Source organism: Streptococcus rubneri (assembly GCF_004785935.1).
GTDB lineage: Bacteria > Bacillota > Bacilli > Lactobacillales > Streptococcaceae > Streptococcus > Streptococcus rubneri.
In genome coordinates this window covers 996,864-1,017,669 of sequence record NZ_SRRP01000001.1, presented here as the reverse complement: position 1 = coordinate 1,017,669, position 20,806 = coordinate 996,864, and the positions used below count along the sequence as shown (strand labels likewise).

Genomic DNA, 20,806 nt, shown 5'->3' with positions numbered 1-20,806 from the left:
CATATGAAAAAATAAGTTGCTTATTTTTTTCGATGATAATTCTTTAAATATAAGATAGTTTAAACCAATTCGTCGATTGGAGTGAAGTCGCGTTCTAGACCTTCTGCAACTGGTTGGCTTGTGATATGGCCTTGGTAAGTAGTGACCCCTTGGCGCAAGCCTTCATCAAGTGCGATGGCCTTATGGAAGCCTTTGTCAGCCAAAGCTTCTACATAAGGAAGGGTTACATTGGTAAGGGCGATAGTAGAAGTGCGAGCGACAGCCCCTGGGATATTAGCAACGGCATAGTGGAGCACACCATGTTTTTCGTAAACAGGCTCCGTATGCGTTGTCACACGGTCTGCTGTTTCGATAACACCACCTTGGTCAACTGCAACGTCGACGATAACGGAACCTGGACGCATTTGTTTGACCATATCGTCTGTTACTAATTTAGGAGCTTTAGCCCCAGGAATCAAGACAGCCCCGATGACAACATCGGCATCACGGACACTGGCTTCGATATTAAATGGGTTGGACATGAGTGTTTGGATTTGATGACCGAAGACATCTTCTAGGACAGACAAGCGTTTGGCGCTGATATCCAAGATGGTGACTTGGGCACCGAGTCCAAGAGCGATACGAGCAGCATGGGTTCCAACGACCCCGCCTCCGATGATAGTGACTTTTCCTTTTGGAACACCAGGCACACCACCTAGGAGGACGCCTGAACCTCCTTCTTGTTTGGTCAGGAAGTGAGCCCCGATTTGCACGGCCATCCGTCCAGCGACCTCACTCATTGGGACCAAGAGTGGTAATTGTCCTTCAAGGTCTCGCACTGTTTCGTAAGCTACCCCAGTTGTCTTGGCTGCTACCATAGCATCTGCTAATTCAGGAGCAGCAGCCATGTGCAAGTAGGTGAAGAGCAAAAGGTCTTCACGAAGGAAGTCGTATTCTTCAGCGAGGGGCTCCTTGACTTTGACCACCAATTCAGCGGCCCAAGCCTCTGCAGCAGTAGCCACGATAGTTGCTCCTTGTTTAGCGTAATCTTCATCCACAAAACCAGAACCAAGTCCGGCATTTGTTTCCACCAAAACTTGATGGCCCTTGCCCACTAAGCTGTGGACGCCAGCAGGTGTCAAACCGACACGATTTTCATTGTTTTTAATTTCTTTTGGAATACCGATTAACATGTTTATTTCTCCTTGCTTAGATATAGGTGTAAAAAGGCCATTGGTGTGAGATTGCTCTCCTAACTCAATGACCTTTTCACTCCTCATCCCAATTTTTTTAACCGAATGGTTTTATTTTATATAAAAGCTAATCAAAAATCAAGGAAAAATTTTAGATTGTCTTCCTTTATGTTTTTTGCTAAACTAATCCCTAAAGAAGGAGTGTCAAATGGAAAATTTATATGTGAAGTTAGCGGCTTATCGTGAAATGGAGACAGAGCGTTTACGTTTGCGTCCGGTCACTCTTGAAGATGCACCGGCTATGTTTGAGTATGCTTCTGATGAAGCTGTTACGCGCTATACTTTTACAACCAATCAAAGTCTTGAAGAGACGCGTAATAACATTGCCCTCTTTTATCTAGCTAGCCCACTTGGAAAATGGGGGATCGAGCTCAAAGAAAATGGAAAATTTATTGGGACGATTGATTTACTGGATTTGGATCTTTGTCTGAAGAAGGGGAGTATCGGCTATGTTCTGAATAAAGACTATTGGAACCAAGGTCTTGCGACAGAAGCTACCAAGGCAGTGATTTCCCTAGCATTTGAACAATTAGGGATGAACAAGATCATTGCCGTTCATGACAAGGACAACCCAGCTTCTGGCCGGGTGATGGCCAAATCAGGGATGCAATTTTCCCACGAAGAAACTTATGCGATGCTAGACTTGCATGAAGAAGGGAGAATGGTGACGAGAGTCCATTATGTCCTCACTAAGGAAGAATTTTTGGCAGAAAAATGAGTCAGGATATTGACAAAAGGCCTATCTCCATGATATAGTAGATAGGTACTGCTGGTTTAGCTCAGTCGGTAGAGCGCATCCATGGTAAGGATGAGGTCGCCGGTTCAATCCCGGCAACTAGCATAGTAAAAGAGAGAAGCTTAGAGGGGATCTAGGCTTCTTTTTGTACGCTTTCTTCTAACTGGGAGCCTATTCGTGGAATCTTTTTCAACAATTTTCAAAAAAACGTTGACAAGCACAGAAATCCGTGGTAAAGTTATAGCAACAAAGAGAAAGGAGAAAACCATCATGAACAAAGTAGATGTTTTGATGACACAATTGAATACACAGCTTCTCCAATCTCAGTTGAGTTCAATGTAGACAATGAATGAAACCCAAGATGGAGGAGTCTGTCTTGGGTTTTTTGTATGCATTTTTGCCTGCCTTAACTGAATTGGTGATAGGCATCAGAAGGCCCAAGTGTGGACTGAGCACGTACTCAGCTCCTACTTGGGTTTTTTCTGTGCCATTTTGAAAGGGGAGAATATGATAGGAGCCTTATGGAAGTACATTTGGGAACATAAGTGGCTGTATCTCAGCATCGCTGTGGTCCTAGTGATTTATGATTATACAATTTTAATACCGACACAGGTCATTCAACGACTAGTCGACCAGCTGAGCAAGCAGACCTTGACTCAGTCAAGTTTTGCGAGAGATATTGGTCTCTTGTTGGGAGCTACCATTTTAAATTACATTTCCGCTTACTACTGGCATTTGAAGCTGTTTCAAGCTTCGGTCCATTATAAGGCCAGATTACAGGGGCAAGCTTTTCGTAAGCTCGTAGCCATGCGACGGCCATTTTATGAAAAGTTTCGCTCAGGAGATCTCTTGACTCGTTTTACCACAGATGTAGACGGGATGATGGGGATGGTCGGCTATGGGATGCTCATTGTTCTTTATGGGGGAGGATTGTTCCTCTTTATCATTCCAGCCATGTTCTTGATCTCCTGGCAGTTGAGTTTAATTTCCTTTATTCCTATGAGTTTTTTGGTTTTATCAACCTATCTCCTAGGGAAAAAAGAAGAAATCTATGTGGATGAAAACCGTGATGCGGTGGCCCACTTGAATGATGAGGTCCTAGAATCCATCGAAGGGATTCGGGTTATGCGGGCCTATAGTCGTAAGGAGCGTCAGGTGCGACAATTTCAAGAGCGAACAGAAAGTTTGGCCAAGACGGGGGATAAAATCGCCTCTATTCAAAATGCCTTTGGTCCCTTTGCCCTTTTCTTTATTGGGGTTTCTACTGTCCTTCTTTTGGTCTGTGGGGGCCACTTCTTGAAAACTGGACAGATTAGCTTGGGTCAACTGCTAGGTCTAGAATTGTATCTAGTAGCCTTGATTGAGCCGATGTGGATGTTAGCAGATTTTATCCTTGTCTATCAAACAGCCAAGACCTCCCACAAAAAATTGTCAGAACTAATCGAAGAGGATGATGACTTGGAAACAGATGGTGAAGAATGGCTAGAGGAACTTGATGAAGTAGCTTTTGACAACTATTCTTTTACCTATCCTATGGCGGAGAAGGAGAGTCTTTCACAGATTTCTTTGCAGTTTAACAAAGGGCAAACCATCGGGATTGTGGGTCGGACAGGAGCCGGAAAGACGAGCTTGGTCCGCCAATTCTTACGGCAATACCCACTTGGCCAAGGAATGTTTACCATCAATGGGCAGCCCGTTGCACGCTATGTGAGACGTTCCATTGAGGAAAAAATTGGTTACGTCTCTCAGGAACACATCCTATTCTCGAAGTCTATTCTAGAAAATATTTCCCTTGGTAAGAAGGGGGCTCGTCAAGAGGAAATCATGGATGCTATCGCTCAGGCTGCTTTCGCAGATGATTTGGACCGGATGTCGGATGGTCTGGATACTCTGATTGGAGAAAAGGGAGTATCCGTATCGGGAGGCCAGAAGCAGCGAATTTCTCTGGCACGTGCCTTTTTACGTGATGCCCAGTTGCTCCTCTTGGATGATTCGTTATCCGCAGTAGATGCTAAGACGGAACAGGCCATTATTGAAACTATTCAACAAGAGCGACAAGGAAAGACAACCTTGATTGTCTCTCACCGACTATCAGCTGTCCATCAGGCAGATTGGATCCTTGTTTTAGATCAAGGACGAATTGTGGAAGAAGGAACAGCTAGTGATTTACTGGCTCAAGAAGGTTGGTATTATGAACAATACCAACGGCAACAAAGACATGAAGGAGAATAAGATGGGTATTTTAAAAAGACTATTACAAAAACTATCACTTTTTCCTGGTATTTTTGGGCTTGGTTTCATCTGTCTTTTGCTGGCAACGATTTTGTCAGATCTATCTCCGTTTATTCTGCAAAAGATGATTGATGGTCCCTTGACAGCTTTGAGTCAGGGAGGAGAGTTGGGAGCACTCTATCCTATGGGGGTCCTCTATCTGATTGTTTTGGCAGTGGGGCAGATCATCAGTTATATAGGCAATCGGGTTTTGATTCATGGAGGCAATAAGGTAACTGCGCAGCTACGAGACCAAGCCTTCCTCGTGATGCAACAACTACCAATTTCCTACTTTGATGATAAGCCAGCAGGGAAAATTGCAACCCGCATTGTTAATGATACAGAGACCTTACGGACCCAATTTTATAATTCCTGTATGTATTTGGTGATTCATTTGATGCGTTTCTTCTTTATCATGGGGGTTATCTTTACTATTAATCCTATGATGGGTCTCCTCTTATGCTTGATTTTTCCTATTTTTTACGGGATTCAGTCCTTGTATAAGCATATGACAGACAAGCCTATGAAAGACTTTTTTGACTCCAGAAGTGAGATCAATACCCAGGTTAATGAACTGCTTCATGGGGCTAGTATGATCCAACTCTACGGACAAGAAGAGCGCGTGATTGATGAGTTTGACCAAACGACAGAGAAGATGACCGTGGCCAATGATCGTCTAGTTTTAGCAGACTCCATTGCTTCTTGGAGCCTGACAGAATTCTTGAAATACATCGTCATTGCAGGAATATTAACTATTGCAGGCCTATCCTACCTTGGTGGGGATTTGGGGATGACTGCTGGTTTCTTGTTTATCAATCTCAATTATGTTATTCAGCTCTTTGATCTTATGGCCAATTTGATTCGCCGTCTTCCGGATATCCGACGCTCTCTGGAAACAGGGGAGCGGGTCTTGACTTTCCTAGACGAAAAGGTAGAGGCAGATGCAACAGAAGAGATCAAAATAGACCGGGCAGCTGTGGAGTTTGATCATGTCACTTTTGCCTATGAAGAAGGCAAGCCAGTTCTTAAGGACATTTCCATCCAAGCTCATCCGGGTCAAACCCTTGCCTTGGTTGGCCATACCGGTTCGGGTAAATCCTCTATTATGAACTTGCTTTATCGTTTCTATGATCCGCAGGAGGGAGAAATTCGGATCGACGGCCAGAACATTCGCCATTTCTCTAGAGAGAGTCTTCGGTCCCACATGGGAATTGTCTTACAGGATCCTTATCTGTTCTCAGGGACCATTGCTAGCAATGTGGCCATGAGTCAAACAGATATCGACCGTGATCGCGTCTTGGATGCTCTAAAACAAGTCGGTGCCCTGCCTATGATTCAGAGATTAGAAAAGGGAATTGACCATCCAGTAGTTGAAAAAGGATCGGCCTTTTCAAGTGGAGAGCGTCAACTGATTTCCTTTGCTCGGACCCTCTATATGAATCCAAAAATTCTGATTCTGGACGAAGCGACCTCCCACATTGATACGGAAACAGAGGAGATTATTCAGAAAGCTATGGCAGTCCTACAGAAAGGCCGGACTACCTTTATCATTGCCCACCGCTTATCGACCATTCAAGATGCGGATCAGATCTTGGTTCTATCAGAAGGACGCATTGTCGAACGGGGCCAACATGCAGACTTGATAGCCCATGGTGGTATCTATGCCCAGATGCAAGCCATCCAACAGACGGTTGAATAAAAGGGCATTCTTCAAATAGTAAAAGTAGCGTGTATTCTAGTATATACGCTATTTTTATGCTATAATTGAAATGATAGTGAGGTGATCCAAAATGTATATTGAAATGGTTGATGAGACCGGTCAAGTCTCTGAAGAAATGATCAAACAAACCCAGGAAATTTTAGAATTTGCCGCAAAAAGATTAGGCAAAGAGGACAAGGAAATGGCAGTGACCTTTGTAACCAACGAACGCAGCCATGAATTGAACTTGGAATACCGGGATACGGATCGCCCAACGGATGTGATCAGTCTGGAATACAAACCAGAGATGGACATTGCTTTTTCGGAAGAAGATTTAGAAGACCATCCAGAATTGGCAGAAATGATGGCAGAGTTTGATACCTATATTGGAGAGCTCTTTATTTCTGTAGACAAGGCACGTGAGCAAGCGGCAGAGTATGGTCATAGCTTTGAGCGCGAGATGGGCTTTTTAGCAGTACATGGCTTCCTTCATATCAACGGTTATGATCACTATAGTCCGGAAGAAGAGAAGGAAATGTTTGGCTTACAGGAAGAGATTTTGACGGCCTATGGACTCACAAGACAATAAACGAAAATGGAAAAATCGAGAACTGATTGCCAGTCTTGAATTTGCTTTAACAGGGATTTTCACAGCCTTTAAAGAAGAACGAAATATGCGTAAGCATGCACTTTCAGCTATCTTAGCGATTGTTGCAGGCTTCCTTTTTGGCATTTCAGTCACAGAGTGGCTCTTTCTACTCTTAAGTGTTTCTTTGGTCATTGCCTTTGAAATCATGAATTCTGCTCTTGAAAATGTAGTGGATTTGGCGAGTGATTACCACTTCTCCATGCTAGCCAAAAACGCCAAGGATATGGCGGCGGGAGCGGTTCTCGTTATTTCCGGCTTTGCTTTGGTGACAGGATTGATCATTTTTGTGCCCAAATTGTGGGCCTTGGTATTTGGATAAGAGGGAGTGGTTCCCTCATGAAAGGATATTATGACATTTAAATCAGGCTTTGTAGCCATTTTAGGACGTCCCAATGTTGGGAAGTCAACATTTTTAAATCATGTCATGGGGCAAAAGATTGCCATCATGAGTGACAAGGCGCAGACAACGCGCAACAAGATTATGGGAATCTACACGACCGATAAGGAACAGATTGTCTTTATCGATACCCCAGGGATTCACAAACCCAAGACAGCTCTTGGTGACTTCATGGTAGAGTCGGCCTATAGTACCCTTCGAGAAGTCGATACGGTTCTCTTTATGGTACCAGCAGATGAACCACGGGGCAAGGGTGATGATATGATCATCGAACGCCTCAAGGCAGCCAAGGTGCCCGTCATCCTTGTGGTTAATAAGATCGACAAGGTCCATCCAGACCAACTTTTGGCGCAAATCGATGATTTCCGTAGTCAGATGGACTTCAAGGAAATTGTGCCGATTTCAGCCCTTCAAGGAAACAATGTTTCGCGTTTGATTGATATTTTGAGCGAAAACTTGGAAGAAGGTTTCCAATATTTCCCTGCTGATCAGATTACTGACCATCCAGAGCGTTTCTTGGTCTCTGAAATGATCCGTGAAAAGGTCTTGCACTTGACGCGTGAAGAAATTCCCCACTCTGTTGCCGTAGTGGTGGATTCTATGAAGCGGGATGAAGAAACAGATAAGGTTCATATCCGTGCGACCATCATGGTGGAACGCGATAGCCAAAAAGGGATCATCATCGGAAAAGGTGGCGCCATGCTCAAGAAGATTGGAACCCTTGCGCGTAAGGATATCGAGCTGATGCTAGGGGACAAGGTCTTCCTAGAAACCTGGGTCAAGGTCAAGAAAAATTGGCGAGATAAGAAATTGGACCTTGCCGATTTCGGTTATAACGAAAAAGAATACTAAGAAGAGGTGGGCAGAAGCCTGCTTCTTGTTTTTGAAAGGAGTTCTATGCCTGAATTACCAGAAGTTGAAACCGTAAGACGTGGGCTTGAGAAATTAATTCTTGGGAAGACCATCCAATCAGTTGAAGTAAAGTATCCCAAGATGATTCAGACGGATCTGGATGCTTTTCGTCAAGATCTCCCAGGTCAAGAAATTCGGGCCATGGGGCGCCGCGGGAAATACCTCTTGTTTTATTTGACGGATTTGGTTTTGATCTCGCATTTACGTATGGAAGGCAAGTATTTCTTTTATCCAGACGAAGTCCCTTTTCGCAAGCACGCCCATGTCTTCTTTTATTTTACTGATGGCAGCACCCTTGTCTATGAAGATGTCCGCAAGTTTGGAACCATGGAAGTCTTAGTACCTGAGCTTGTAGACAGCTATTTTTTGGCGAAAAAAATTGGTCCAGAGCCGACAGAAGCGGATTTTAAAGGGCCAGCCTTCCAAACAGCTCTTAGTAAATCAAAGAAACCCATTAAATCAGCTCTTTTGGACCAAAAATTGGTGGCAGGTCTGGGAAATATCTATGTAGATGAGGTCCTCTATCGAGCCAAGGTTCATCCAGATCGTTTGAGTCAAAGCTTGACTGCTAGAGAAGCCAAAGCTATCCGAAAGGAAACAATCGCTGTATTAGCTCAGGCTGTCGAAAAAGGTGGCTCCACTATTCGCTCTTACAGCAATGCTTTTGGAGAGGATGGCACCATGCAAGATCAACACCAAGTCTATGGAAAGACAGGTCAGCCTTGTTTGCGCTGCGGGACACCGATTGAGAAAATCCAGCTGGGAGGACGCGGAACCCATTTTTGCCCGCACTGTCAAAAGGAGAACTAGATGGCAAGAATCATTGGATTAACAGGAGGGATTGCTTCAGGAAAGTCCACTGTCACCTCCTATTTGAAAGAAAAAGGTTATCCTGTCATTGATGCTGATCGAGTGGTCCATGACTTGCAGGCACCAGGTGGAGAACTCTATCGAGCTTTAGTAGAGCATTTTGGAAGGGACATCCTCCTAGATACTGGAGACTTGAATCGTCCTGCTCTGGCTCAACGCATCTTTTCAAGCCAGAAAGAGATTGCCTGGTCCAACCAAGTACAAGGCGAAATGATTCGCAAAGCTCTGGCGCGAGAACGGGATCGCTTAGCTAAAACAGAAGACCTCTTTTTCATGGATATCCCCTTGTTAATCGAGCAGGGATATCTGGATTGGTTTGACCAAGTTTGGCTGGTCTATGTGACGGAAGATACCCAGTTGCAACGTCTAATGGAAAGAAATGCTCTAACGGAGGTACAGGCGCGGGATCGTTTGGTAGCCCAGATGCCTCTAGATGAGAAAAAAGCTTTTGTCAATCTCGTGATCGATAACAATAGCAAGCGTGATCGTCTCTATCAGCAAATTGATCGAGCTTTAGAACAAATAGAAAGAAGATGATCCTATTTCACTGGAAATCAATTGGCGTAAAAATCTTTTTATTGCCTGGATTGGCTGTTTTTTCGTAGGTGCCAGTCTCTCGTTGGTAGTCCCTTTTATGGCTCTATTTGTGGAGGAGTTGGGGGTAAAAGGTCCAGCTGTTCCTTTTTATGCTGGGATTGCAGTCGCCTCCTCCTCTTTGACTTCCGCTCTAATGGCCCCAATCTGGGGGAGTTTGGCGGACCGTTATGGTCGGAAACCTATGATGTTGAGAGCCTCGATTGCCATGACCATGACCATGGGAGGAATTGCTTTTGTCCCTTCCGTCTTTTGGTTGTTGCTCCTACGCTTATTAAATGGTGTCTTTTCGGGCTTTGTTCCTAACAGTACGGCTCTCATTGCCAGTCAGGTGCCAAAGAATCAATCTGGATATGCTCTGGGAACCTTGTCGACCGGAACCGTTGCCGGTACCTTAATGGGGCCTTTATTGGGTGGATTGATTGCGGAGCAATTTGGCATGCGGAACGTCTTTCTCCTCGTTGGTTTTTTCCTCTTTCTCGTCTCTGTCTTGACTTGGTGGGGCATTGAGGAAGACTACCAACAAATATCGAAGGAGGAGCATCTTTCAAGCTGGGATTTACTGGCTTCTATCCAGCATAAGGACATTTTACTGGGTCTTTTTTTGACCAGTATGACCATCCAGATGATAGGCCAATCTATTTCTCCCATTCTTCCACTTTATGTACGGGAGCTTGGTCAGAGTGACAATATTATTTTTGTCTCTGGCTTGATTGTATCAGCTATGGGGATTTCCAGTATCCTGACATCGGGATGGATGGGAAAGCTCGGAGATAAAATTGGCAACCATCGCCTCTTACTTTTAGCCCTTCTCTATAGTGGGATCCTCTATATCTTCTGTGCCCTTGCTCAGACCCCTTTTCAATTAGGCCTTCTTCGTTTCCTATTTGGAATTGGGACAGGAGCCTTAATGCCTGGAGTGACGGCTCTCTTAAACCGCATGACTCCCAAGGAAGGAATTTCTCGGATTTTTAGTTACAACCAACTCTTCTTTTATGTTGGGGGAGTTCTTGGTCCCATGATGGGCTCTAGTATTGCCATGCATGTCAATTACCATTGGGTATTCTATGGGACTGCTATCCTAGCCTTTATAGATTTGGCCTTCCTTTTATTCATCTTTAGAAAGTATTTGAAAGTGAGAGAAATCAGTGCGCATTAAAGTACAACTAACTTGCACGAGTTGTGGCAGTCAGAATTATTTGACAAGTAAAAATATGAAGACCCACCCTGAAAAAATTGAAGTTCTGAAGTATTGTCCTAAAGAAAGAAAAGTGACATTACATCTTGAAACAAAATGATTTTTATGATAAAATAGATAAGATTTTAAGGAGTTTTTTAATTATGACTAAACCGTTGATTACTATTTTATTGGTACTATCTGTATTAATTATTATCGCTATCTTTATGCAACCAACTAAAAATCAATCAAGCAACGTATTTGATGCTAGTTCAAATGATTTGTTCGAACGTTCAAAAGCTCGTGGATTCGAAGCGGTCATGCAACGAATGACAGGGGTTATGATTTTCCTTTGGTTACTCATTGCGATGATTTTAATGGTATTATCCAGTAAATAAGATAGGCTTAGACATTGTCTTTGCCTATTTTTTCATCTATGAGTTGTGTGATAGGGTGATTGTAACTTACAAAGAAATCCCTCTAAAAGAAAGAAAATAAAGGAGGCTGGCTATCCAGCACAAAATATGAAAAGTAGAATTATTGATTATTTAAAACAGGAGGGGAAAGCTCAAGTTGACCAGTTGGCCCAAGCCATTGGGACTACAGACGCCAAAGGTTTTCGTGAACTGATTAAGACCATTTCGCTGATGGAGCGACGTCGTCATTTGACCTTTGAAGAAAATGGCTTTTTATGTCTCCTTGATGCGAAACCAAAAGGGACCATTACTGTGAAAGGCATTTTTCATGCCCATAAAAGTGGCTTCGGTTTTGTTAGTCTCGAAGGAGAAGAAGAGGACCTCTTTATCGGACGAAATGATATCAACCATGCCATTGATGGGGATACAGTTGAGGTTGTCATCACCAAGGTAGCGGATCGTCAAAAGGGAACTGCGGCAGAGGGAAAAATCATTGATGTCTTGGAGCATAGTCTCCAAACGGTCGTTGGTCAAATCGTTCTGGATGAAGAAAAGCCCAAGTATGCTGGCTACATCGTTTCAAAGAATCAAAAGATTAGCCAACGCATTTATGTGAAAAAGCCAGCCCTGCAATTGGAGGGGACAGAAGTTCTCAAGGTTGCTATTGATCAGTATCCGAGTCGGAAGCACAATTACTTTGTGGCCTCTGTACAAGATGTGGTTGGACATGTAACAGACCCTGGAATCGATGTATTGGAAGTCTTAGAGTCTATGGATATTGTCTCAGAATTTCCAGAAGCAGTCCTCAAAGAAGCAGAGAACATTCCAGATCAGCCATCTGAGAAGGATTTTGAAGGACGTTTGGACCTTCGAGATGAAATCATCTTTACGATTGATGGTGCCGATGCCAAGGACTTGGATGATGCGGTTCATATTAAGCGCTTGGAAGGTGGGAATTTCGAACTAGGAGTTCACATAGCCGATGTCTCTTATTATGTAACCGAAGGTTCTGCCTTGGACAAGGAAGCTCTCAACCGTGCGACTTCTGTCTATGTAACCGATCGAGTTGTTCCCATGTTACCAGAGCGGTTATCCAATGGGATTTGTTCCCTAAACCCTCAAGTGGATCGCTTAACTCAATCAGCCATTATGGAGATTGACGAGCGTGGTCGGGTCCTTCGTTATCAGATTACCCAAACGGTCATTAAAACGACTTTCCGTATGACCTATAGTGATGTCAATGAGATCATTGCGGGAGACCAAGAGAAGCGTGAGGAATATCAAGCTATTGTTCCAAGTATCGAAGCCATGGTTGGTCTTCATCAGATCTTAGAAGGAATGCGGGAAAAACGAGGGGCTCTTAACTTTGATACCAGTGAAGCTAAAATCCTAGTCAATCCTCAAGGAAAACCAGTCGACATCGTCTTGCGTCAACGGGGAATTGCAGAACGGATGATTGAATCTTTCATGCTGATTGCCAATGAGACAGTGGCTGAGCACTTTGCCAAACGAAAACTTCCCTTTATTTACCGGATTCACGAAGAACCCAAAGCAGAGAAGGTGCAAAAGTTTATCGATTATGCCGCTAGCTTTGGCCTTCCTATTTATGGGACAGCTAGTTCCATGAGTCAGGAAACCTTGCAGGACATTATGAAGAGAGTAGAAGGGGAACCTTATGCTGATGTCTTGTCCATGATGTTGCTTCGTTCCATGCAGCAAGCGCGTTATTCTGAGCACAACCATGGGCACTATGGGTTAGCAGCTGAGTTCTATACTCACTTTACCAGTCCGATTCGCCGGTATCCAGACTTATTAGTCCACCGCATGGTGCGAGAGTATGGGAAGGATTCTGAAGTAGCTAGTCATTTTGAACAGGTCATTCCAGATATTGCTAGCCAATCCTCTAGTCGGGAACGCCGCGCTATTGATGCGGAGCGAGAAGTAGAAGCCATGAAGAAGGCAGAGTATATGGAAGAGTATGTTGGCGAAGAGTACGATGCTCTGGTGTCCAGTGTCGTCAAGTTTGGTCTCTTTGTTGAATTGCCAAATACCGTAGAAGGTTTGATCCACATCACCACCTTACCGGGTTTTTATCATTTTAATGAGCGTGATTTGACCTTGCGAGGGGAAAAATCAGGTGTCACTTTCCGTGTCGGTCAAGAGATCCGAATCAGGGTTGAAAGAGCGGATAAGATGACTGGCGAGATTGATTTCTCTTATATCCCTAGTGAGCTGGATCTGATTGAAAAAGGCAATAAAGCATCGAGACGTAAAGATCGGAATGGGACCTCTAAGCGCCCTCCTTCCAAGAAAGAAGAGCGAAAGCAAGGAGGCTTTAGAGATACCAAGCGTAAGCATTCTCCAAAAGACAAGAAGAAAAAGAATAAGAAACCATTTTACAAAGAAGTTGCTAAGAAAGGAGCTAAGCATGGCAAAGGGCGAGGGAAAGGTCGTCGCACAAAATAAGAAAGCAAGACACGATTATACGATTGTTGACACCATTGAAGCTGGCATGGTCCTAACGGGGACGGAAATCAAGAGTGTTCGCGCAGCTCGCATTAACCTCAAGGATGGATTTGCCCAAGTCAAGAATGGTGAAGTCTGGCTCAGCAATGTCCATATTGCTCCCTATGAGGAAGGCAATATTTGGAACCAGGATCCGGAACGTCGTCGCAAACTCTTGCTCCATAAGAAGCAGATTCAAAAATTGGAGCAAGAGACAAAGGGAACAGGGATGACCTTAGTTCCCCTCAAGGTTTACCTTAAAGATGGCTATGCTAAACTCTTGCTTGGGTTAGCCAAAGGGAAACATGATTATGATAAACGTGAATCCATTAAACGTCGAGAGCAAAATCGTGATATTGCTCGTGTGATGAAACAGTATAATACGCGTTAAAGAACAAGTAGGGACATCTAGAACAAAAGTGTTTTACCGGTTCCTACTTTTCTTTTTCTTTTTTTGAAACCGCTTGCATTTTTATAAGGTTAAGAGTATACTATAGGTAGCGTTGGTATAGTTGTTTTTCGTCGGCTTGAATATCATTTTCTAGCCTCTTTTGTAGTCAAAAAGGAGATCGACTATGAGAAAATTTCTGGTCAAACTAATGTTTGCACTGATGGTAGTTGCCTTGCTTCCTGTTCAAGTAGCTCAGGCTTGTTCAGCTTTTATCGTAGGGAAAGATCTAACGACCGATGGATCTATGCTCTTTGGTCGGACAGAAGACTATCCTTATGCCCCTGATGGCGGACGCCACAACAAAACCTATGAAGTAGTGCCTGCCAAAGATTATAAAGACGGGGACATGTTAGAGGATGAATCTAACGGTTTTGCTTATCCGCACTTGAGTCATGAAATGAAATATACAGCAACTTATGATGCGGCGCATGGAGATGGTTCTAACGGGAACTTTGGGGCACACGGATTTAACGAAGCTGGTGTTTCCATGACCTCAACAGTATCTGCAACTCCTCATGATAAGATTTTAGAAGCAGATCCGCTAGTGAAAAATGGCTTGGCTGAAGCTGCTATGGTAGACTTGGTTCTCCCACGTGTGAAAACAGCTCGCGAAGGAATTGAGTTGGTTGCCAAGGTTCTCGATGAAAAAGGTTCTGCTGAAGGGAATATTATTGTTGTAGCTGATAAGAATGAATTATGGTACATGGAAATCTTATCTGGGCATCAATATGTAGCTATTAAATTCCCTCAAGATCGTTATGCCATTTTCGCTAATACCTATTATCTTGGTCATGTTGATTTAACAGACAAAGAAAATGTTATCGCTTCTAAAGATGTTGAAAAGATTGCCAAGAAGGCAGACCATTATAAGACAGATAAGGATGGAAAATTCCATATTGCAGATTCTTATGGTCCAGATGAATACACAGAACGCAACCGTTCACGGACCTATGCAGGAATTACCTTGATGGATCCTAAAGCAGACGTCAAATATGATGACAAACACTTTGACCTCTTACGCAAACCAACAGATCCTTCTAAGAAATATAGCCTAGAAGATGTTTTCGCTGAACAACGGAACCGGTTCGAACACCTCAAACAATACACACCAGATGACTTGGTGGAACCAGGTAAAGAAGTCGATACCAATAAATACAAATATGCTTTGGGAAATGAAAACGTCATTAACGCCCACGTATACCAAATTAAGAAGGACTTGCCAACTCCATTTGGTGGTGTCGTTTGGTTGGGACTCGCTCAAAGCCGGAACACGCCTTATGTGCCATTCTATGGTATTGTCAATGATACCTATGGACCATTCAAAGTTCGCTCTGCCAAATACGATCCAACTTCTTGGTATTGGGCTGTTTGGCATATTGACCAAATGGTCATGAAATACCCAGACCTCTTTGGCAACAGCATCCAAGAGAAGTGGAAAGAAATGGAAGAAGGCTGGATCAAGGAACAAGCGGCTTTGGATCAAAAATATAGTGGACTCACTGATGACCAAGCAAAAGCTACTGCGGACGAAGTAACAAGTGACTCTCTTAAACGTGCGGAAACTATCTTCAAACAAATCAAACAAGTTGAAAGTGAGATGGAAGATAAGATTCGTACAGAAAAAGGTTTGGAAGCAGACTTTGTTTATGACGGCTACAACAAGGCCAATCTGGTAGCAGCAGCCCAAGCTGAAAAAGATGCATCGAAAGAAACAGATAAGAAGGAAGAAACAGCTTCTAGTCAATCATCTAGCAAGGCAAGTGATTCAAGTAGCAGTTTATCTGCCGTCTTAGGAGTTTTAGCTCTTGCAGGATTTGGCTTGGCAGGTTTCTACTTTAAAAAATCAAAAAAGAATGAAAATGAAGAATAAGTAGACAGAGACTGTTAGATCAGTTTCCTGTCTCAAATAGATTCTAAAAGAGTGGAATAGAAGTCTTCGCAAAAGAAGCTTGCAATTCCACTCTTTTTATTGTTATTTGCATATAATTTTTGTATGATAAAGATAAATAGAAAGAAGGAGAATAGATGGATGCCTGAAAAATTGATTGCCTATAAGCGGATGCCTTTGTGGACCAAGGATACCATGCCTGAAGCAGTCCAAAGAAAGCACAATACCAAGATAGGAACTTGGGGAAAGATTACTGTCCTTAAAGGAAAACTTAAGTTTATCGAGCTGACAGAAGATGGGGAAGAAGTAGCCAGCCATGTTTTTGAAGCAGGTGCGGATAATCCTATGGCACAACCTCAAGCTTGGCACCGTGTAGAGGCCCTTACAGATGATGTGGAATGGTTCTTGGAATTCTACTGTGAGCCCAAAGATTACTTCCTCAAAAAATATAATTGTAACCCCGTCCATTCGGAAGTGCTAGAAGCCATGGAGTCCCTTTCTCCAGGGAAAGCCTTGGATTTAGGGTGTGGACAAGGACGAAATGCTCTCTTTTTGGCCCAGCATGGCTTTGAAGTGACAGCAGTCGATCAAAATGAATTAGCACTAGAGATTCTACAAAGTATTGTAGAACAAGAAGATTTGGAAATGACTGTGGGGCTCTATGATATTAACTCGGCAGCCCTAACGCAAACCTATGACTTGATTGTCTCAACAGTTGTCCTCATGTTCTTGCAAGCGGACCGCATTCCAGCGATTATTCGAAATATGCAAGACCAGACCAATCCAGGTGGCTATAACTTAATCGTTTGTGCCATGGATACAGAGGACTATCCTTGTCAGGTTCCTTTCTCCTTTACATTTAAGGAAGGCGAGCTAGCTGACTATTACAAGGATTGGGAACTCATTAAATACAATGAGAATCCAGGTCATCTGCACCGACGTGATGAACATGGCAATCGGATTGCCTTACGCTTTGCGACCATGTTAGCAAAGAAAAAATAAATAGCTCTCTAGACAAGGAGACCCTTACAGTCGTCCTTGTTTTTTTATGTCTGAAAACCTTCTGTAAATACTTGATTTTTTACAGAAAAGGAGTAGACTGTTAGTGTATCTTTCAAGAATTTTGAGGAGAAGCGCGTGAAACTCTATGTTCAACTGATGATTATCTTTACCATCTCTTTGATTGGGGAAGGGATATCGACCCTCTTTCATTTGCCAATTCCAGGTAGTATTATTGGTCTACTGATTTTATTTCTGTGCTTGCAGTTGAAATGGCTTCGTATCCGCCATGTGAATCTGGTCGGATCTTTTCTCTTAGCCAATATGACGATTTTATTTTTACCTCCAGCGGTTGGGATTATGGATAAGTTTGATGTCATCCAGCCTCATTTATTGCCCATCGTGTTGATTATTTTAGGGGCTATCATCATCAATGTAACCCTCATTGCTTTAGTCGTCGGTTTTATCAAGACTCGGTATGAGGGGGATTATAAAGGAGGAAAAAAATGATGGAAAGTTTGTGGTCTAATCCTCTCTTTGGGATTTCTCTATCGGTCTTTGCCTATCTGATTGGGATGATGATTTTTCGTCGTTTTCCCCATCCGATCACGACACCCCTCTTAGTTGCGACAGTCTTAGTCATTACCTTCTTGAAGGTGACAGGGATATCCTATAAAGCATACAATATTGGTGGGACCTACCTCAGTAATTTGATTGTGCCCTCAACGGTCGTCCTGGGAATCCCCTTGTACAAGAGTTTCCATTTGATGAAGCACCATGCCAAGAGTATTCTTTTAAGTAGTTTTCTAGCAGTAGTGGTCAATACAGTTTTCACAGCTGTCTTGGCTAAACTTTTTGGGATGAAGTACTTTCTAGCTATTTCCCTATTTCCTAAGTCTGTTACAACGGCCATGGCAGTGGGGATTGCTGAAAAAATGCAGGGAATGACTACCATTACCCTGGTTGTCGTTGTAGCGACAGGTATCCTGACAAGTGTCCTAGGGCCAACCATTCTTAAATTCCTAAAAGTAGAAGATCCTGTTGCCATTGGTTTGGCCCTTGGGGGGACTGGACATGCTGTTGGAACGGGGACAGCTTTCAATTATGGACAAGTCGCAGGCGCAATGGGTGGTTTAGCAATCGGGATTACTGGAGTCATGTATGTCTTTGTTAGTCCCCTTGTGGCGAGTTTGATTCTTTCTTAAAAGAAAAGCGGCGTTAGGGAAAAAGTTTGGAAGAATTTCTAAGCTTTTTTATTGTGCAATTAGATAGAGAAGGTTGGATAATAATTTGAAAGTCAAATAATTATCAGATAGATTACTAATTGATTACAACTAGTGAAAGCGCTTGCCAAAATCTGGTCTAAAAGGGTATACTAAGATAGGTTATACGGTTTACATTTAGTTAAAGGAGTTCAATATGAAGAAACGTTATGCTCGATCAGCCTTGGGCTTGATCACTGCTCTCTTCCTCTTTGCCCAACCGGTAGAGGCCTGTACAGGTTTTATCATCGGAAAAAAATTAACAGCAGATGGGAATGCTTTGTACGGACGTACGGAGGACTTAGAACCGAACCACAATAAGAACTTTGTGGTTAGAGAACGAACCTACAATAAGCAAGGTTCGGTCTTTAAAGATGCCACCAATGGCTTTACTTACAGCCTACCAGAAGTGAGTTATAAATACACAGCAGTACCTGATGTCACACCTGAACAGGGTGTATTTGATGAAGCTGGATTTAATGAACATGGGGTATCCATCTCTGCAACCGTTTCTGCTTCTGCGAATGATAAGATTCAAAAAGTCGATCCTTATGTAGAAGACGGCTTGGCCGAGTCTGCTCTCACTAGTGTTGTTCTTCCGAGTGTCAAAACGGCTCGTGAAGGAGTCGAACTAATTGCAAAAATTGTGGAAGAAAAAGGCGCTGCAGAAGGTAATATTGTAACGATTGCAGACAAGGAAGGCATCTGGTACATGGAAATCCTTTCTGGTCACCAATATGTAGCGATTCTCTTCCCAGAAGATCGCTATGCTGTCTTTCCAAATACCTTCTTCTTAGGACATGTAGATTTTACAAATAAAGAACGGACGATTGCATCCAAGGATGTTGAAAAAGTTGCCCGTGATGCAGGATCCTATAAAGAAATCGATGGCCAATTTCATGTATCTCAATCCTACAATCCCCCTTTGCATGAGGCAGACCGTTCTCGGGTTTGGTCAGGGATTAAGTCTTTAGATCCTAGTGCGGATGTTCAGTATGATGACGACTATTTTGACTTGATGCATACAACGGATCGGAAATTGACACTACGAGATGCGATGAATCTCCAACGCAATCGGTTGGAAGGAACAGACTTCAAACCACAAGATCAAATGGAATTAGATGGAAAAGGGATCCCAGAAAAAGGGAAGTTTGATGAAGTCTATAAATACCCAATTTCGAATCCCAATGTTATGGAAGCCCATATTTTCCAATTAAAGGACAATGTTCCTGATAGTGCTGGTGGGGGAACTATGTGGTTAGCGATGGGAAGTCCACGAAATGCTCCTTATCTTCCATACTATGGAAATATCACCAATACCTACCAAGCCTATCAAGAATTAGGGACAGCATATAATCCCCAGTCTTGGTATTGGACCATGTCTAGAATTAATGATTTAGTTGCCAAATATCCTGATTTGTTTGGAGATGGAGCCATCCGTACCGAAATGGAACGCTTAGAATCTCAATGGATGGCTGAGCAAGAAATCAGTGATCAAGAACAGATTGCCCTCGCATCTCAACCGGCTGAAGCTAGTCTAAAAGCTACGGAAGAGAGCATGAAACGGGCTGAGCAGACTTTCGAACGCCTACAAGAAATTCGAAAAGAGGCAGAAGAGAAGGTAGTCAATGAATATGGAAAAGGGGAACTTCAGGATTTAAATGATGCAGAAGATGCAACCTATGAAGAAAAAATGAATTTAGTTCCGTTTGACTACGATTATCTTTTCGTGATTGGGTTAGTTCTAGTGACCGTCGTGGGAATTGGGGTCTTCCTAGTTCAATCAAAACAAGCAAAGGGAGGAAAGAAGGATGAATAAGTTTCAACGGATATTGTTGTACCTATTTTTGCTTTTAGCGGGGATTGGTATGGAGTTTGAATTGGGCTTTCTCTCCCAACAAGAGTTTAGCCAAGCAAATGGAAGAGACCTTGTTTTAAATGTTGCTGTTTTAGCAGTTATTGTCATTCCTCTCTATCTCTTTATCAAACGTCTTTCAAAAAGACTGGATGTTCCGCTCCTTGTCTTGTGGGCTACCATGTTTGGGGGTGCTTTTATAGCTGGTTGGTTAAGTTTTTCAGGGAATAGCCTAATCGATCATTTAAATAGTCATTTGATTAAGGATGTAAGTACCTTTAATAACTGGACGGATGCTTTAACAGCCCCTTTTGCAGAAGAATTTTTTAAGGCCTTGGTGGCATTTTGGCTCCTCATCATTCTGGGGCGGAAAGATTTGAAATCTATTTTAATTGCAGGCTTTGGATCAGGTCTTGGTTTCCAAATGATTGAGGATCTCGGCTATGTTGCTCGCCAAACACGATCTAGCGACCTTTCGGCTGTTACGGAAGCCATTAATCGTATTTCTGGTGGTTTAGCTTCTCATGCAGTTTATACAGCCGTTGTATCTGTTGGAGCCTTTCTTCTTTTATCTCAGTGCACCAAGCAAAAAGAAAAGCTCTTTGGCCTCTGGTGTGTGGTTTCCACGGTGGCGAATCACTTCTTATGGAACTCCCCATTCTATGAAACAGATCATCGAATTAACATTTTAGTTGGTCTCCTCTTTGCAGTCCAAGTTGGGACCTTTGTAGAAGTTCTTCTCTTTACCAAGAAATCACCTGATTTAAACTTGCTAAAGAAAGGTTCATCAAATAAGGAAAAGGGATAGAAAATCGTCACTACAAGAAAAAAGCTTAGAATCACGTTGGGAAAACGTTGATTCTAAGCTTTTTTATGGTTCTTTAAGACTTTAC

General features: G+C 43.0%; 20 protein-coding genes and 1 tRNA gene. 20 read left to right on the top strand and 1 reads right to left on the bottom strand.

Annotated features, from left to right (window positions below; all coding sequences use genetic code 11):
* Window positions 1-59: 59 nt before the first annotated feature.
* Entirely contained in the window at window positions 60-1,172 is a 1,113-nt protein-coding gene (ald, locus tag E5S68_RS05130) for an alanine dehydrogenase (protein ID WP_135782622.1), read from the bottom strand.
* A gap of 208 nt (window positions 1,173-1,380) precedes the next feature.
* Here ald and E5S68_RS05125 point away from each other — a divergent pair, with 208 nt between their 5' ends.
* From E5S68_RS05125 to E5S68_RS05025, 20 genes are all read left to right on the top strand, one after another.
* On the top strand, window positions 1,381-1,950 hold the full coding sequence (locus tag E5S68_RS05125) for a GNAT family N-acetyltransferase (RefSeq protein ID WP_135782621.1): 570 nt from the start codon (window positions 1,381-1,383) through the stop codon (window positions 1,948-1,950).
* A gap of 50 nt (window positions 1,951-2,000) precedes the next feature.
* A tRNA-Thr gene (locus tag E5S68_RS05120) sits at window positions 2,001-2,073 on the top strand.
* 402 nt (window positions 2,074-2,475) lie between these two features.
* Window positions 2,476-4,200, top strand: coding sequence for an ABC transporter ATP-binding protein (locus tag E5S68_RS05110; protein ID WP_135782620.1), 1,725 nt, complete (start codon window positions 2,476-2,478; stop codon window positions 4,198-4,200).
* Window position 4,201: 1 nt separating this feature from the next.
* Complete coding sequence (locus E5S68_RS05105; protein ID WP_135782619.1) at window positions 4,202-5,938, top strand: ABC transporter ATP-binding protein; 1,737 nt, start codon at window positions 4,202-4,204, stop codon at window positions 5,936-5,938.
* Between the two features lie 91 nt (window positions 5,939-6,029).
* Entirely contained in the window at window positions 6,030-6,527 is a 498-nt protein-coding gene (gene ybeY / locus E5S68_RS05100; protein WP_135782618.1) for an rRNA maturation RNase YbeY, read from the top strand.
* The gene (locus tag E5S68_RS10685; RefSeq protein WP_126404638.1) at window positions 6,508-6,906 is read left to right on the top strand and encodes a diacylglycerol kinase family protein; all 399 of its coding nucleotides are present in this window, start codon (window positions 6,508-6,510) and stop codon (window positions 6,904-6,906) included. Before ybeY ends, E5S68_RS10685 begins: the two co-directional genes overlap by 20 nt.
* 30 nt (window positions 6,907-6,936) lie before the next feature.
* Complete coding sequence (gene era, locus E5S68_RS05090) at window positions 6,937-7,836, top strand: GTPase Era (protein ID WP_135782617.1); 900 nt, start codon at window positions 6,937-6,939, stop codon at window positions 7,834-7,836.
* A gap of 45 nt (window positions 7,837-7,881) precedes the next feature.
* The gene (gene mutM / locus E5S68_RS05085) at window positions 7,882-8,706 is read left to right on the top strand and encodes a DNA-formamidopyrimidine glycosylase (RefSeq protein WP_135782616.1); all 825 of its coding nucleotides are present in this window, start codon (window positions 7,882-7,884) and stop codon (window positions 8,704-8,706) included.
* Complete coding sequence (gene coaE / locus E5S68_RS05080) at window positions 8,707-9,303, top strand: dephospho-CoA kinase (protein ID WP_135782615.1); 597 nt, start codon at window positions 8,707-8,709, stop codon at window positions 9,301-9,303.
* Window positions 9,304-9,319: 16 nt separating this feature from the next.
* Window positions 9,320-10,519, top strand: a complete 1,200-nt coding sequence (locus E5S68_RS05075) for a multidrug efflux MFS transporter (RefSeq protein WP_279635620.1) — start codon at window positions 9,320-9,322, stop codon at window positions 10,517-10,519.
* Window positions 10,509-10,658, top strand: coding sequence for a 50S ribosomal protein L33 (gene rpmG, locus E5S68_RS05070; protein ID WP_081453577.1), 150 nt, complete (start codon window positions 10,509-10,511; stop codon window positions 10,656-10,658). Before E5S68_RS05075 ends, rpmG begins: the two co-directional genes overlap by 11 nt.
* A gap of 43 nt (window positions 10,659-10,701) precedes the next feature.
* Entirely contained in the window at window positions 10,702-10,935 is a 234-nt protein-coding gene (gene secG / locus E5S68_RS05065) for a preprotein translocase subunit SecG (RefSeq protein WP_135782613.1), read from the top strand.
* Window positions 10,936-11,061: 126 nt separating this feature from the next.
* Complete coding sequence (gene rnr / locus E5S68_RS05060; RefSeq protein WP_135782612.1) at window positions 11,062-13,419, top strand: ribonuclease R; 2,358 nt, start codon at window positions 11,062-11,064, stop codon at window positions 13,417-13,419.
* The gene (gene smpB / locus E5S68_RS05055) at window positions 13,382-13,849 is read left to right on the top strand and encodes an SsrA-binding protein SmpB (protein WP_135782611.1); all 468 of its coding nucleotides are present in this window, start codon (window positions 13,382-13,384) and stop codon (window positions 13,847-13,849) included. The genes rnr and smpB overlap by 38 nt, the downstream gene beginning before the upstream one ends.
* A 184-nt stretch (window positions 13,850-14,033) precedes the next feature.
* Window positions 14,034-15,779, top strand: coding sequence for a C69 family dipeptidase (locus E5S68_RS05050; RefSeq protein WP_135782610.1), 1,746 nt, complete (start codon window positions 14,034-14,036; stop codon window positions 15,777-15,779).
* A gap of 159 nt (window positions 15,780-15,938) precedes the next feature.
* Entirely contained in the window at window positions 15,939-16,799 is an 861-nt protein-coding gene (gene tehB, locus E5S68_RS05045; protein WP_135782609.1) for an SAM-dependent methyltransferase TehB, read from the top strand.
* Window positions 16,800-16,934: 135 nt separating this feature from the next.
* On the top strand, window positions 16,935-17,306 hold the full coding sequence (locus E5S68_RS05040) for a CidA/LrgA family protein (RefSeq protein ID WP_135782608.1): 372 nt from the start codon (window positions 16,935-16,937) through the stop codon (window positions 17,304-17,306).
* Entirely contained in the window at window positions 17,306-18,001 is a 696-nt protein-coding gene (locus tag E5S68_RS05035) for an LrgB family protein (RefSeq protein ID WP_135783100.1), read from the top strand. Before E5S68_RS05040 ends, E5S68_RS05035 begins: the two co-directional genes overlap by 1 nt.
* Window positions 18,002-18,215: 214 nt before the next feature.
* A complete protein-coding gene (locus E5S68_RS05030; protein ID WP_135782607.1) occupies window positions 18,216-19,877 on the top strand; it encodes a C69 family dipeptidase in 1,662 nt (553 codons plus the stop codon).
* Window positions 19,870-20,721 carry a PrsW family intramembrane metalloprotease gene (locus E5S68_RS05025; RefSeq protein WP_135782606.1) on the top strand — a complete coding sequence of 284 codons (852 nt, stop codon included), beginning with the start codon at window positions 19,870-19,872 and terminating at the stop codon, window positions 20,719-20,721. Before E5S68_RS05030 ends, E5S68_RS05025 begins: the two co-directional genes overlap by 8 nt.
* Window positions 20,722-20,806: the final 85 nt, after the last annotated feature.